The sequence below is a fragment of the Paraburkholderia sp. A1BS-2L genome (genome assembly GCF_051125205.1).
Classification (GTDB): domain Bacteria; phylum Pseudomonadota; class Gammaproteobacteria; order Burkholderiales; family Burkholderiaceae; genus Paraburkholderia.
On sequence record NZ_CP120428.1, the window covers coordinates 1079010 to 1093937 of the forward strand.

Annotated in this window: 12 protein-coding genes; all 12 read left to right on the forward strand. The window is 68.1% G+C overall.

Features of this window, described 5'->3' with window-relative positions:
* The first annotated feature begins 152 nt into the window (after positions 1-152).
* The 12 genes from P5W98_RS04810 to P5W98_RS04865 all read left to right on the forward strand — a co-directional run bounded on the left by P5W98_RS04810 (position 153) and on the right by P5W98_RS04865 (position 14844).
* Entirely contained in the window at positions 153-1214 is a 1062-nt protein-coding gene (locus tag P5W98_RS04810; RefSeq protein WP_421023519.1) for an esterase/lipase family protein, read from the forward strand.
* Positions 1215-1332: 118 nt separating this feature from the next.
* A complete protein-coding gene (locus tag P5W98_RS04815) occupies positions 1333-2250 on the forward strand; it encodes a lipase secretion chaperone (protein ID WP_434718398.1) in 918 nt (305 codons plus the stop codon).
* Between the two features lie 185 nt (positions 2251-2435).
* Positions 2436-2561, forward strand: a complete 126-nt coding sequence (locus P5W98_RS04820) for a potassium ABC transporter ATPase (RefSeq protein ID WP_421023521.1) — start codon at positions 2436-2438, stop codon at positions 2559-2561.
* Entirely contained in the window at positions 2558-2650 is a 93-nt protein-coding gene (kdpF, locus tag P5W98_RS04825; protein ID WP_027819619.1) for a K(+)-transporting ATPase subunit F, read from the forward strand. Before P5W98_RS04820 ends, kdpF begins: the two co-directional genes overlap by 4 nt.
* Positions 2647-4452: a potassium-transporting ATPase subunit KdpA gene (gene kdpA / locus P5W98_RS04830; protein WP_434718399.1), complete on the forward strand. Its 1806-nt coding sequence runs from the start codon at positions 2647-2649 to the stop codon at positions 4450-4452. Before kdpF ends, kdpA begins: the two co-directional genes overlap by 4 nt.
* Positions 4453-4468: 16 nt before the next feature.
* Entirely contained in the window at positions 4469-6580 is a 2112-nt protein-coding gene (gene kdpB, locus P5W98_RS04835) for a potassium-transporting ATPase subunit KdpB (RefSeq protein WP_434718400.1), read from the forward strand.
* Positions 6581-6624: 44 nt separating this feature from the next.
* Positions 6625-7215: a potassium-transporting ATPase subunit KdpC gene (gene kdpC, locus P5W98_RS04840; protein ID WP_434718401.1), complete on the forward strand. Its 591-nt coding sequence runs from the start codon at positions 6625-6627 to the stop codon at positions 7213-7215.
* 134 nt (positions 7216-7349) lie between these two features.
* The gene (locus P5W98_RS04845; protein WP_434718402.1) at positions 7350-10181 is read left to right on the forward strand and encodes a DUF4118 domain-containing protein; all 2832 of its coding nucleotides are present in this window, start codon (positions 7350-7352) and stop codon (positions 10179-10181) included.
* A complete protein-coding gene (kdpE, locus tag P5W98_RS04850; RefSeq protein WP_421044113.1) occupies positions 10174-10872 on the forward strand; it encodes a two-component system response regulator KdpE in 699 nt (232 codons plus the stop codon). Before P5W98_RS04845 ends, kdpE begins: the two co-directional genes overlap by 8 nt.
* Positions 10873-11007: 135 nt before the next feature.
* Positions 11008-11328, forward strand: a complete 321-nt coding sequence (locus P5W98_RS04855; RefSeq protein WP_434718403.1) for a DMT family transporter — start codon at positions 11008-11010, stop codon at positions 11326-11328.
* A 184-nt stretch (positions 11329-11512) separates the two neighbouring features.
* Positions 11513-12127, forward strand: a complete 615-nt coding sequence (locus P5W98_RS04860; protein ID WP_434718404.1) for a DUF4126 domain-containing protein — start codon at positions 11513-11515, stop codon at positions 12125-12127.
* Positions 12128-12324: 197 nt separating this feature from the next.
* Positions 12325-14844 carry an ABC transporter permease gene (locus tag P5W98_RS04865; protein ID WP_434718507.1) on the forward strand — a complete coding sequence of 840 codons (2520 nt, stop codon included), beginning with the start codon at positions 12325-12327 and terminating at the stop codon, positions 14842-14844.
* The last annotated feature ends 84 nt before the right edge of the window (positions 14845-14928 follow it).

Genomic DNA, 14928 nt, shown 5'->3' on the forward strand with positions numbered 1-14928 from the left:
CTCCGCCCCGTTCGAACGGGCAGACGGCTTTCCATGTTCCGGCGCTGACTTATATCAGTTATTGACAAGACTGAAATTGGATCATTCCGTGCTCCTGATTATCCTGCGAGGCCGGCCTGCGCCGGATACGACCATGGGCAAGGAGATCCAGCATGATACGTTCAACCAGATTCTGTACCGCGGCGGGCGCGCTCACGCTCTGCGCCGCTCTGTTCGTTTCTCAGCCAAGGCCTGCCGCCGCCGCGCCCGCCGTCGACCAATATGCGGCAACCACGTATCCGATCATCCTCGTGCAGGGCCTGACCGGCACCGACAAGATCTTCGGCATGATCGACTATTGGTATGGCATCGCGTCGGATCTGCAAAGCCACGGTGCGCAGGTCTACACGGCGAACGTGTCGAGCTTCCAGGCCGACGACGGACCCAATGGCCGTGGCGAGCAGCTCCTCGCCTACGTCAAGCGTGTGCTCGCCGCGACGGGCGCGCAGAAGGTCAACCTCATCGGCCATAGCCAGGGCGGTCTCACGTCGCGTTACGTCGCCGCGGTGGCGCCGCAACTCGTCGCCTCCGTGACGACCATCGGCACGCCGCATCGCGGCAGCGAGTTCGCCGACTTCGCCGTCGACCAGTTGAACCGCGATCCCAGCGGCAAGTCGTCGGAGGCCGTAGCCGCATTCCTCAACATGTACGGCGTGCTTTCGAACAGCGCGCACATCACGAACCAGGATGCGCTGCTCGCGCTGCGCACCCTCAGAACCGACTCGGCCGCGCGCTTCAACCAGCGTTTCCCGAGTGCCGGCCTTGGCGCGCCCGGTTCGTGCCGGACCGGTGCGGCGAGCGAGACGGTTGGCGGCCACAAGCACCTGCTGTACTCGTGGTCGGGCTCGGCCATCCAGCAGCAGGCGCGTCTCGGCAGCATGGTCGTCGCGAAGGACACGAGCGTGCTGCCGCTGATCGATCCGGCCGTCGGCCTCGAAATGACGACACCTGCGCTGCTCCTGACCGGCACCGTGATGCTCGGGCGGAACTCGGGTGTGAATGACGGCCTCGTGTCGACGTGCAGTTCGTTGTACGGCCAGGTGATTGGCGTGAACTACAAGTGGAATCACGTGGACGAGATCAACCAGTTGTTCGGCATTCGCGGCGCCTACGCCGAAGACCCCGTCGCCGTGATTCGTACGCACGCCAACCGTTTGAAGTTGCAGGGCGTCTGAGTGATGGCGCCGGCAAGACGCAGCAGGCGGGGCGTCGTGGCGGTTGCCGCGAATGCGGCGGCGGCGGCCGTGGCCGCTTGGGTTGCATTGACCGGTGCGAACCGCGTGGAGCGTGACGATGGCGGGGCGCCTCACCGCATGGCGGCCGGTGCCGAGCGCACCGCCGCCGGCCTCGCGCGCGCTCCCGAGGCGGTGCCGCGGGCCGGGCCCGATCGGCTGCCGGCCGCGCTTGCCGACCGATGGCCGTGGCCATCTCGCGCGCGACCCGCAGGTGCGCCTCTTCTTCGATTACTGCGTGAGCGCGCAAACCGATCTGGGCGCGGCCGGGCTCGACGCCTTCGTTGCGCGCGAGATTGCCGCGCAGCTCGAAGGTACGCCGGCCCAAGCCGAGGCGCTCGTCGTCTGGCAGCGCTATCAGGCCTGGAGGGCCGCGCTCGCGCAACTGCCGGAGCCGGCTGCCGGCGCGGCCGCCAACGCCACCCGGATCGACATCGATGCGTTGCGCAATGCGCTCGCGCAGCGCGCGGCGCTCGCGAGCCGCGAACTCGGTGAATGGAGCGAGCCATTTTTCGGCGCGCAGTTCGCGTTGCAGCGTTACGAAGTCGAGCGCCTCGCCATCGGTCTCGATGGCGCGCTCCCGGAAGCCGAAAAGCGGGCGCGCCTTGCGGCGCTGGATCAACAGTTGCCGGCTGCCGAGCGCGCGCTGCGCGAGCAGGCCAGGGCGCAAGACGCGGTGCTCGACCAGATTTCCACCTTGCAGGACGCCCATGCATCGCCGGACCAGATGCGCTCGGAACTGACCTCCGTGCTCGGCGCCCGAGCGGCGGGGCGCGTGGCGCGGATGCAGCAGGACGACGACGCGTGGCGGGCAAAATATGCCGAGTACGCATCTCAGCGCATGCAGATCGAGGCGGCCCAGGCTGCCGGCGCGGCGCGCGATGCATCGATTGCGCAGTTGCGTGAACGCATCTTCACCGAGCCCGGCGAAGCCCTGCGTGCGGCCTCGCTCGATCGCCAGCCGGGTAGCGTCGACTAGCCGGCGGGCCTTTCTTCTTACCTCTCTCGCCGCTCCGTTTGCCTCATGAGCCGTGGATGGCGCCATCCACGGCGCCCGTCCGCGTTTACGCGATTTTTATACGCGCACCAAAACCTTTGATCCGGATTTAACGCGATACACCGTACCTTACCGCCATCCGTCATCCGCGAATGGAGAACACGACAATGGATGTGCTGTATATCGGGGGGCTGGCGGTCTTCGCCGCGCTCACTTACGCGTTGATCGCCGGCTGCGGGAAGCTTATGCAGGACCGTCGCGCGGATCGGGGCGAAACGGGGGCGCGCTCATGACCTGGATCTTCTGGCTATCGGGGGCGGCGACGCTGTTGCTGTTCGTTTATCTCGTCCATGCGCTGCTGCGCGCGGAGGATATCGAATGAACACCAACAATTTGTTGCAAGCGGGGATTTTCATCGTCGTCCTGCTGGCGCTTGCGGTGCCGGTCGCGGGCTATATCACGCGCGTGCTCGACGGGCGCTCGCGTGTCGTGCGTTGCTTCGCGCCGCTCGAGAATCTGCTTTACCGCATCGCGAGCGTCGACCCGAGCGCCGAGATGAACTGGAAGCGCTATGCGCTCGCCACCATCTCGTTCAACGTGCTGGGCGTGGGCCTTCTTTACGTGCTGCTGCGCGTGCAAGGTCGGCTGCCAGGCAATCCTCAAGGCTTCGGCGCGATGACGCCTGACGGCGCGTTCAACACCGCCGTGAGCTTCGTGACCAACACGAACTGGCAGGACTACACGCCCGAGCAGACCGTGAGCTACCTCACGCAGATGCTCGGCTTGACGGTGCAGAACTTCCTCTCGGCGGCCACTGGCATCGTCGTGGTGATCGCGCTGATTCGCGGCTTTGCGCGCCACTCGGCGCAAACCATCGGCAACTTCTGGGTCGACCTCACGCGCACGACGCTTTACATCCTCGTGCCGATGGCGGCGATCATCGCGGCGCTACTGATGAGCCAGGGCGTGATCCAGAACTTCAAGCCGTATCAGGCGGTGCCCACGCTCCAGACCACCACCTACGCCGCGCCCAAGGTCGATGCGCAGGGCAATCCGGTCAAGGATGCGCAGGGCCATCCCGTCACCGTCGACACGAAAGTCACTTCGCAGACGCTCGCCATGGGCCCGGTCGCCTCGCAGGTCGCGATCAAAATGCTCGGCACCAACGGCGGCGGCTTCTTCAACGCAAACTCGGCGCATCCGTACGAGAATTCCACGCCGTTCTCAAGCGTCGTCGAAACGTTGGCGATCCTGATCATTCCGGCGGCGCTGTGTCTCGTGTTCGGCAATATCGTGGGCGACCGCAGGCAGGGCGTCGCGGTGCTCGCGGTGATGACAATCGCATTCGCCGTCGCGGTGGGCGTCGAGCTTTCGGCGGAGCAGGCGGGCAATCCGCTGCTGGCGTCGCTGAACGTCGATCAGCACGCCAGCGCGTTGCAAGCCGGCGGCAACATGGAAGGCAAGGAAACGCGCTTCGGCATCGCGCAGACGGGCATCTTCGTCGTGGCGACCACGGCGGCTTCGTGCGGCGCCGTGAACGCGATGCACGACTCGCTCACGCCGCTCGGCGGTCTCGTGCCGATGCTCTTCATCCAGCTTGGCGAAGTGATCTTCGGCGGGGTGGGCTCGGGCCTCTACGGCATGCTCGTGTTCGCGCTGCTGGCGGTGTTCGTGGCGGGTCTGATGATCGGGCGCACGCCCGAGTACGTGGGCAAGAAGATCGAGTCGTTCGAGATGAAGATGGTGGCGATCGTCGTGCTGCTCACGCCGATGCTGGTGCTGCTCGGCACCTCGATCGCCGTGCTCGCCGACGCGGGCAAGGCGGGCATCGCCAACCCCGGCGCGCATGGCTTCTCCGAGATCCTCTACGCGTTCAGCTCCGCCGCCAACAACAACGGCAGCGCGTTCGCGGGGCTTTATGTCAACACGCCGTTCTACAACTGGCTGCTCGGCATCGCGATGTGGTTCGGCCGCTTCGGCACCATCGTGCCGGTGCTCGCCATCGCGGGCTCGCTCGCGGGCAAGAAGCGCATTGCCGTGACGGGCGGAACGCTGCCCACTCATGGACCGCTCTTCGTCGTGCTGCTGCTCGGCACTGTGCTGCTGGTGGGCGCGCTCACCTATGTGCCGGCGCTCGCGCTCGGCCCGGGTGTGGAGCATCTGATCATGATGGGCGTGCATTGAACGGGAACATCATCAAATGACACAACATAGTGCAACACGGTCCATGTTCGATCCGGCGCTCGTGCGCCCGGCCATCGTGGACTCGTTCAGGAAACTCAATCCGCGCACCCAGTTGCGCAACCCGGTGATGTTCTGCGTCTACGTGGGCAGCGTGCTCACGACGATCCTCTGGGGCGCCGCGCTCATGGGCCAGGCCGAGGCGCCCGCGGGTTTCATTCTCGTCATCGCGCTGTGGCTGTGGTTCACGGTGCTGTTCGCGAACTTCGCGGAGGCGCTGGCCGAAGGGCGCTCGAAGGCGCAGGCCGCATCGCTGCGCCAGGCCAAGAAAGACGTGATGGCCAAGAAGCTCAACGAGCCGCATCCGAAGGCGCCGATCCGCATCATGACCGCGTCCGATTTGCGGCGCGGCGACGTGGTGCTGGTCGAGACCGGCGACACCATTCCCGCCGACGGCGAGGTGATCGAGGGCGTGGCCTCGGTGGACGAATCGGCGATCACGGGTGAATCGGCGCCGGTGATCCGCGAATCGGGCGGCGACTTTTCGTCGGTCACGGGCGGCACGCGCGTGCTCTCGGACTGGATCGTCGTGCGGGTGACGGCCAACCCCGGCGAGGCATTTCTCGACCGCATGATCGCGATGGTCGAGGGCGCCAAGCGCCAGAAGACGCCCAACGAGATCGCGCTGACGATTCTGCTGGTTGCGCTGACCATCGTGCTGCTGCTCGCGACCGCGACGCTGTTGCCGTTCTCGATGTTCTCGGTCGGGGCAGCGAAGATGGGCCACGTGGTGACGATCACGGTGCTCGTCGCGCTGCTCGTGTGCCTGATTCCGACCACCATCGGCGGGCTGCTTTCGGCGATCGGCGTGGCGGGCATGAGCCGCATGATGCAGGCCAACGTGATCGCCACTTCGGGCCGCGCGGTGGAAGCCGCCGGCGACGTGGACGTGCTGCTGCTCGACAAGACCGGCACGATCACGCTCGGCAATCGCCAGGCGTCGGCGTTCGTGTCCGCGCCCGGCGTGACCGAGGAAGCGCTCGCGGACGCCGCACAGCTCGCCTCGCTCGCCGACGAAACACCGGAAGGCCGCAGCATCGTGGTGCTCGCGAAGCAGCGCTTCAACATTCGCCAGCGCGACATGGGCGGGCTGCACGCGGTGTTCCTCGCCTTCAGCGCGCAGACGCGCATGAGCGGCGTGGACCTGTCGCCCGAGGGCACGGCGCCCGGCACGCATGCCCGCGAGATCCGCAAGGGCGCCGCCGATGCGATCAAGCACTATGTCGAAGACCAGGGCGGCCGCTTTCCCACGGAAGTCAACACGGCAGTGGACGACGTGGCGCGCCGCGGCAGCACGCCGCTGGTGGTGGCGGAGATGCACGACAAGGTCGCGCGCGTGCTCGGCGTGATCGAGTTGAAGGACGTGGTGAAGGGCGGCATCAAGGAGCGTTTCGCCGAACTGCGCAAGATGGGCATTAAGACCGTGATGGTGACGGGCGACAACCGCCTGACCGCCGCCGCGATCGCCGCCGAGGCGGGCGTGGACGACTTCCTCGCGCAAGCGACGCCCGAGACCAAGCTCGCGACTATCCGCGCGCACCAGGCGCAAGGCAAGCTCGTGGCGATGACCGGCGACGGCACCAACGACGCGCCGGCGCTCGCGCAGGCCGACGTGGCGGTGGCGATGAACACCGGCACCCAGGCCGCGAAGGAAGCGGGCAACATGGTCGATCTCGACTCGAACCCGACCAAGCTCATCGAGATCGTCGAGATCGGCAAGCAGATGCTCATGACGCGCGGCTCGCTCACGACCTTCTCGATCGCCAACGACGTCGCCAAGTACTTCGCGATCATTCCGGCGGCGTTCGCGACGACCTATCCGCAGTTGCGCGTGCTCGACGTCATGCATCTGAGCTCGCCGTCGTCGGCGATTCTCTCGGCGGTGATCTTCAACGCGCTCATCATCGTGATGCTGATTCCGCTCGCGCTCAAGGGCGTGAAGTACCGGCCGCTCGGCGCCGCGACGCTGCTGCGCCGCAATCTGCTGATCTACGGCCTCGGCGGCATTCTCCTGCCGTTCCCGTGCATCAAGCTGATCGACATGGTGCTCACCGCGTTCGGCTGGGTTTGACAGTCGCGCGTTATCTGATGCTATCTGATGAACAGGAATCCAGAATGAAAGCGCAGTTTCGACCTCTTATCGTGATCTTCGCCGTGCTCACGGCGATCACCGGTCTCGTGTATCCGGCCGTGATGACCGCGTTCGGCCAGGCGGTGTTTCATCGCCAGGTGAACGGCAGTCTTGTCGAGGTGAACGGCAAGGTGGTGGGCAGCAAGCTGATCGGCCAGCAGTTCGATGCGCCCCAGTACTTCTGGGGCCGTCTCTCGGCCACGGCGCCGAATCCATACAACGCGGCCGGTTCCGGCGGCTCGAACCTCGGCCCTACCAACCCGGCGCTCGCCGACGAAGTCAAAGGCCGCATCGCGGCGCTCAAGGCCGCGGGCACCGATGTTTCGCAGCCCGGGTCGCAACCTGTTCCCGCCGATCTCGTGACCTCGTCGGCGAGCGGGCTCGATCCCGAGATCTCGCCGGCCGCCGCCGCGTACCAGGTGCCACGCGTGGCCAGGGCGCGCCACTTGAGCACGAACGACGTGCAGGCGCTCGTGGATCGCTATACCCGGGGACGCCAGTTCGGCGTGTTCGGCGAGCCGCGCGTGAACGTGCTCGAACTGAACCTCGCGCTCGACGGTAAGACGGCGAGCTGAACTATGACGCGACGCCGAAGGCTGATGGCAGCCGGGCGCCGCATGCCGCCTCGGCAGCATGCGGCGCCTGCTGTTTGCTTATTCAGTGCCACGGTGAGACGATCTTCCGCGACCCCCCCCCCCATGAAATCCGCATGAACCGCCCCGATCCCGACGAACTCCTCGACCGGCTCCAGCGCGACGAAGAAAAACGCCGCCGCGGCAAGCTGAAGATTTTCTTTGGCGCGTCGGCGGGCGTCGGCAAGACCTACGCGATGCTCCAGGCCGCGCGCCGCCGCCAGGAGGAGGGCATGGACGTGGTGGTCGGCATCGTCGAGACCCATGGGCGCAGCGAGACCGCCGCGCTCACGAGCGGCCTCGAAGAATTGCCGCGCCAGCGCATCGCGTACCGCGGGCGCATGCTCGAGGAGTTCGATCTGGACGCGGCGCTCGGGCGCAAGCCGCAACTCGTGCTGGTCGATGAGCTCGCGCATTCGAATGTGCAGGGCGCGCGCCACATGAAACGCTGGCAGGACGTCTACGAACTGCTCGACGCGGGCATCGACGTCTACACGACTGTCAACGTCCAGCACCTCGAAAGCCTCAACGACGTGGTGGGGCAGATCACCGGCATCCGCGTCTGGGAAACGGTGCCCGACCGCGTGTTCGACGGCGCGGACGAAGTCACGCTGGTCGACCTGCCCGCCGAGGAGCTGCTCGACCGCATGCGCGACGGCAAGGTGTACATGCCCGCGCAGGCCGAGCGCGCGGTGCGCAATTTCTTCCGCAAGGGCAACCTGATCGCGCTGCGCGAACTGGCGCTGCGCCGCACGGCCGATCGCGTCGACGCGCAGATGCACGAGTATCGCGCCGACCGCTCGATCCAGCACGTCTGGCAGGCGCGCGAGCGGCTGCTCGTGTGCGTGGGCCCGGGCCCCGAGGCGAGCGCGCTGGTGCGCGCCTCGGCGCGGCTCGCGGCGAGCCTGAAGGCCGACTGGATCGCCGTGTACGTGGAGACGCCCAGGCTTCAGCGCTTGCCCGACGAGGTGCGCCAGCGTACGCTCGGCGCCCTCAAGCTCGCCTCCGAACTGGGCGCGGAAACCGCCACGCTCGCCGGCGAGGACGCGGCCGTTACGCTCGCGGGCTATGCGCGGCTGCGCAACGTCTCGAAGCTCGTGGCGGGTGTTTCGGCGCGCAGAGGCGCATCGTGGTGGCGCTGGCTGCGCCGGCCGTTCGGCGAGCGCCTCGCCGAAAAGGCCGAGGGTGCTGACTTGACCCTGGTGCGCGCGAGCGCCGCCGATAACGACCGGCTCGTGGGCGCGCAGCGTGAGGCGTTGGCCGCGGCGCGCGCGGCCAACGCCTGGCGTGCGGCCATCGCGAGCGGCACTGCGAATCGCTCGCCGCCGCGCGCCTACGCGGCGGCGCTGCTGATCTGCGCGTCCATCACGGTGCTCGCGAGCACCGTGATGGACCGCTTCGCGCTCGCCAATCTCGTGATGCTCTATTTGCTCGGCGTGATCTTCACGGCGACGAAGCTCGGGCGCGGCCCCGGCGTGCTGCTCTCGTTCGCGAGCGTGGCCGCCTACGATTTTTTCTTCGTGCCGCCGCGCCTGTCGTTCTCGGTGAGCGACACGCAGTACCTGCTGACCTTCGTGGGCATGCTGCTCACCTCGCTCGTCATCAGCCATCTCACTTCGAGCCTGCGCCGCGAGGCGAGCGTCGCGCAGCGGCGCGAGCAGCGCACGGGCGCGATGTACGCGATGGCGCGCGAGCTGGCGGCCGCGCTCGCGACGGAACAGATCGTGGCGATCGGCAGCCGCCATGTGAGCGAGGTGTTCGGCGCGCGCGTGGCGATACTCCTGCCCGACAGCGCCGACAGGGTCCAGCAGAAGATCGAGGACCCCGATCCGCAGATCATGCTCGAACCGGGGAGCCTCGACATCGATGTGGGCCAGTGGGTCTACGACCAGCAAAAGCCCGCTGGCCGCGGCACCGACACGCTGCCCGCAGCGGCGGCGCTCTATCTGCCGCTCAAGGCGCCGATGCGCACGCGCGGCGTGCTCGCGGTGGTCACGCGCGACGCGCGCGAAATGCAGGTGCCCGAGCAGCAGCGCATGCTCGACGCGTTCGCCGCGCAGATCGCGCTCGCGCTCGAACGCGTGCACTACGTGGAGATCGCGCGCGACGCGCTCGTCAACATGGAGTCCGAACGATTACGCAACTCGCTGCTCTCGGCGATCTCGCACGACCTGCGCACGCCGCTCACGGCCATCGTCGGCTTTTCGTCGATGCTCGCGCAGGCGCATGAGTCCGATGCGGCGGGCACGCCGGCCGACGCACGGAATGTACGCTCCGGTGAGCTCATCGAGGCGATCCACGATGAGGCGCTGCGCATGACCGGCATCGTCACGAATCTGCTCGACATGGCGCGCCTGCAGGCGGGCAGCCTCAAGCTCAACCGGCAGTGGACGCTGCTGGAGGAAACCGTGGGCGCGGCGCTGGCCGCGTGCCGCCGCGTGCTGACGCGGCACCCGGTACAGGTGCAGCTCGAAGCGGGCTTGCCCTTGCTGCAGCTCGACGCGGTGCTCATGGAGCGGCTCTTCTCGAACCTGCTGGAAAACGCCGCGAAGTACACGCCGCCCGACACGCCGCTCACGATCTCCGCGCGCCGCATCGAAGAGAACGGTCAGCCGTTCGTGCGCGTGAGCATCGACGATGCGGGTCCGGGCCTGCCGCACGGCATGGGCGAGCGCGTATTCGAGAAGTTCACGCGCGGCGAGAAGGAATCGGCGAAGCCCGGCATCGGCCTCGGGCTTGCGATCTGCCGCGCGATCGTGGAGGCGCACGACGGTACAATCGGCGCAACCAACCGCCTGGCCGCCGATGGCCACGTCGAAGGCGCGTCGTTCTGGTTTGCGCTGCCGGTGCAGACGCCGCCGCCGTTGCCGACCGATGAACCCGCCGATCTCAAGCCCGCCCATGAGTGATCCGAGCCTCGCCGTTGTCCTGATCGAAGACGAAAAGCAGATCCGCCGCTTCGTGCGCGCATCGCTGGAGGGGGAGGGCATTGCCGTCTACGACGCCGAGACCGGCAAACAGGGGCTCGTCGAGGCGGCGACGCGTAAGCCCGACCTCGTGATCGTCGATCTGGGCCTGCCCGACACGGATGGGCTCGACGTGATCCGCGAACTGCGCGGCTGGAGCGACCTGCCGGTGATCGTGTTGTCGGCGCGCACGCAGGAGAGCGAAAAGGTTGCCGCGCTCGACGCCGGCGCAGACGATTACCTCACCAAGCCGTTCGGCGTCTCCGAGCTGCTCGCGCGCATTCGCGCGCATTTGCGCCGCCGCAACCGGGGCGGCGCGAACGAAGCGCCGCAGGTGAGCTTCGGCGCGGTGACCGTCGACCTGGCCCTGCGCCAGGTGACGCGCGACGGCGCGCCCGTGCACCTCACGCCGATCGAGTACCGCCTGCTCGCGACCTTCGTGCGCGACGCGGGCCGCGTGCTGACCCACCGGCAACTGCTGCGCGAGGTCTGGGGGCCTTCGCACGTCGAGAGCAGCCACTATCTGCGCATCTATATGGCGCATCTGCGGCAGAAACTGGAGCGCGATCCGGCGCAGCCCGAGCACATCGTCACCGAGACGGGCGTGGGGTATCGGCTGGTGGGCGTGCAGTAGCACTGGCGTGCCGAAGCGGGTGGCCGGCCCGGCCAGGCTGCAGGCCCCGCCGTGATATACTTACAGACGCGTAAGGACGACCTTGCGTCTCATCTTCAAACGGGGACGGCCCCACTTCTCAAGGGGAACGTTCTCGTGGCCTGGATTTACCTCCTCATTGCCGGCGTGCTCGAAGTTGCATGGGCGTCGGGTGTCAAGCTGTCCGTTGGATTTACCAAGCTCGGCTGGTCGGCGTTCACCATCGTGACGGCGCTCGGCAGCTTCTGGCTGCTCGCACTCGCCATGCGCCAACTGCCGCTCGGCACGGCGTACGCGGTATGGACCGGCATCGGCGCGGTGGGCGCGTTCATCCTCGGCATCATTGTGATGGGCGAAGCGGCCAGCGTCGCGCGCGTGGCCAGCGCCGCGCTGATCGTACTGGGGCTCGTCGGGCTCAAGCTTTCGTCGGCGGCCTGAGGCGCCTGTTTCAGTGCGGGTTGCCGCCGGGCGCGCCACGTCTGGTGCGCTCGTGCAACGCAGCAGCGACGCGGAGGTTTGCGTGGCTATAATGGAATGACCATAGCCCGATCACTCCCAACACTCCGCACCACGTCCGGTTCGTGGGGACGGCGCCGCACGCGCCTCGCGCGAGGAGGCAGTCATGCTGGAACCACTTTCGCTTGCCGCGGGCCTTTCCTGGGGCAGCGGTCTGCGCCTCTACCTCACGGTTCTGATAGCCGGCGTGCTGCAGCGCCTCGGCTTCATCCATTTGCCCGACACACTGGCGATTCTCGCCTCGCCCTGGGTGATCGGCATTGCCGCCGCGCTCACGGTGCTCGAATTTCTTGCCGATAAAGTCCCCGCGTTCGACTCGCTCTGGGACGCCGTGCATACCTTCATCCGCATTCCCGCCGGCGCTGTGCTGGCGGTCGGCGCGCTCGGCCATGCCGATCCGGCGCTGCTCACGGTGGCGGCGCTCGCCGGCGGCACGCTCGCCGGCACGGCGCATCTGGCCAAGGCCGGCACGCGCGCACTGATCAATCTCTCGCCCGAGCCGGTGTCGAACGTCGTCGCGTCCGGCGCGGAGGACGGCATGACCTTTATTGGCGTGCTGCTTGCACTGTTCGCGCCGTTGCTGTTTCTGGTGATGCTCGTGGCTTTCCTGCTGGTGGCTGCCTGGGCCTTGCCGCGTCTGTGGCGTGGCGTGCAGGGCGGGTTTCGCGGCATGGCCACGCATATGGTCTCGCGCTTTTCGCTGCGGAGCCGCCACGATTGAGCGGCGCCGGGCCTTCCTCGTCTGCCTCCAGCGCAGCGCCGGGGGGTGACCCGGACCGTTCCGGGCCCATGCCGCCGCGCGCGGGCAGTGAGCAGCCGCACGGCGGCGGGGCGGGCGCTGCACCGCCGGCCGTCCCCACTTCACATACCCCTCGTACCCCGCTCGGCTGGCCCGACCTCGTGCGCCTCGCCGCGCGCATGAGCGCGCGCGACTGGCGCGCGGGCGAGCTGACGATGCTGCTGCTGGCGCTCGTGCTGGCGGTGGCGGCGCTTGCAAGCGTGGGTTTTCTCGCCGACCGGCTCCAGCGTGGCCTGGAGCGCGACGCCCGGGGCATGATCGCCGCGGACTTCATCGTGCGCGCCGACCATCCGGTCGATCCTGCTTTCGCTCAAGAGGCGCAGTCGCTGGCCTTGCATACCGCGGCCACGGCCATCTTCCCGAGCATGGTGAGCGCCGAAGGGGCCGCTGGTGCGCCCGACGCCCGGGCGGCCACGCGCCTTGCCGCGGTCAAGTCGGTCTCGCCGGGCTATCCGCTGCGCGGCGCGTTGCGTCTCGCGTCCGCGCCTGGCGCGCCCGAGCGCGAGATGCGGGGCATCCCGCCGCCCGGCACGGTCTGGGTCGACCAGCAACTGCTCGACGCGCTCAAGGTCCAGGTGGGCAGCCGGGTCAAGGTCGGCACGCGCATTTTCACGATCGGCGCGCTGATCACGCGCGAACTCGATCGCGGCTTCTCGTTCGTGAACTTCTCGCCGCGCCTGATGCTCAACGCCGCCGATCTGCCTTCGACTGGCCTCACGGGCTACGGCAGCCGCGTCACGTACCGGCTGCTCGTGGCGGGCCCCGATTCCGCCGTCGCGCGGTTCGCCGAGTGGGCGCACGCGCGAGTGGACGGCGGCAAGCTGCGCGGCGTCGGCCTTGAATCGCTGCAGGACGGACAGCCGCAGGTGCGCCAGGCGCTCGACCGCGCGCGCCACTTCCTTACGCTCGTCTCGCTGCTCACGGCGCTGCTGGCGGCCGTGGCGATCGCGATGGCCGCGCACCGCTACACGCGTCGCCATCTGGACGGCTGCGCCGCGATGCGCTGCCTCGGCGCGAGCCAGCGTACGCTGCGTGCGCTGTTCGTGCTCGAATTCACGGGCCTCGGACTGGCGGGCGGCGTGCTGGGCGTGGCGCTGGGCTATGCGGGCCATCTCGCGTTGCTCGCCTGGCTCGGCACGCTGATCGACGTGGTGCTGCCGCACCCCGGGCCGCTGCCCGCGCTCGAAGGCATCGCGGCGGGCCTCGTGCTGCTGCTCGGCTTCGCGCTGCCGCCGCTGCTGCCGCTCACGCGCGTGCCGCCGGTGCGCGTGCTGCGCCGCGAGTGGGGCGACGAGGGCCGCACGGCGTGGGCCGCGTACGCCATCGGCATTGCGCTGTTTGCGGGGCTGCTGGTGATCGCGGCGGGCGAGCTCAAGCTCGGCGGCATCGTTGCGGGCGGCTTTGCGCTGGGACTCGTCGTGTTCGCCGGCGCCGCGCGGGTCGCGCTGTGGGGCGCGGCGCGCGTCGCGCGCAGCCAGCGCTACGGCTTCGAGGCGCGTGCGGGCGTGGGCTGGCGCTATGCGCTCGCATCGCTCGAGCGGCGGCCCGGCGCGAGCGCGCTGCAGATCACTTCGCTCGCGATCGGCCTGATGTGCCTGCTGCTCATCGCGATGACGCGCAACGACCTGATCGACGGCTGGCGCAAATCCACGCCGCCCGATGCGCCCAATGAATTCCTCATCGACATCCAGCCCGAGCAGCGCAACGCCGTGGCCGCGTGGCTCACGACGCACGGCATCGCGAATCCCGATCTCGAACCGATGGTGCGCGGGCGTCTCGTCACGATCAACGGCAAGCCCGTGGATCCCGCAAAGTACAAGAGCGAGGATGCGCGCCGTCTCGTCGATCGCGAGTTCAACCTCTCGTACACGACGCAATTGCCCGAGGACAACCGCATCGAGGCGGGCACGTGGTATGGCGATTCGAGCGCGCCGCAACTATCGATCGAGCAGGGGCTCGCGAAGCTCATCGACGTGAAGCCCGGGGACGTGCTCACCTTCGACGTGACCGGCCTCGAAGTGACGGCGCCGGTGACGAGCGTGCGCAAGCTCGACTGGGGTTCGTTCAAGGTGAACTTTTTCGTGCTGATGCCCCCCGCGCTGTTGCGCGATTTTCCGGCCACGTACATCACGAGTTTTCATCTTCCCGAGAACCGGCGCGCCGTGGTGGACGGGCTCGTTGCACAGTATCCGAACGTGACCGCCATCGACGTCGGCCCGATCCTCGCGCAGGTCCAGCGCATGCTGGAGCAGGTGATCAACGCGGTGCAGTTCCTGTTTCTCTTCACGCTTGCGGCGGGCGTGCTGGTGCTCTATGCGGCGCTTGCGGGCACGCGCGACGAGCGCATGCGCGAGTCGGCGCTGCTGCGCGCGCTGGGCGCCTCGCATGCGCAGGTGCGCGCGGTGCAGGTGGCCGAGTTCGTTGCCGTGGGCGCGCTCGCGGGGCTGATGGCGGCGGTGGGCGCGCTGGCCGTGGGGTCGGTGCTGGCCACGAAAGTGTTCGCCTTCCATCTCGCGTTCGATCCGTGGCTCCTGCCTGCGGGCGTCGCGGCGGGCGTGGCCTGCGCGGGCGTGGGCGGCTGGATCAGCCTGCGGCATGTGCTCGCGCGGCCCGCGCTGCAATCGCTGCGCGATGCGTGAAGGGCCGCGTGCGCTGCGGCTCAGACAGGCGTAGGGCCTGCCATTGGCATGGATTTCGGCATATGATGCCAGGGCTTTTTTCTC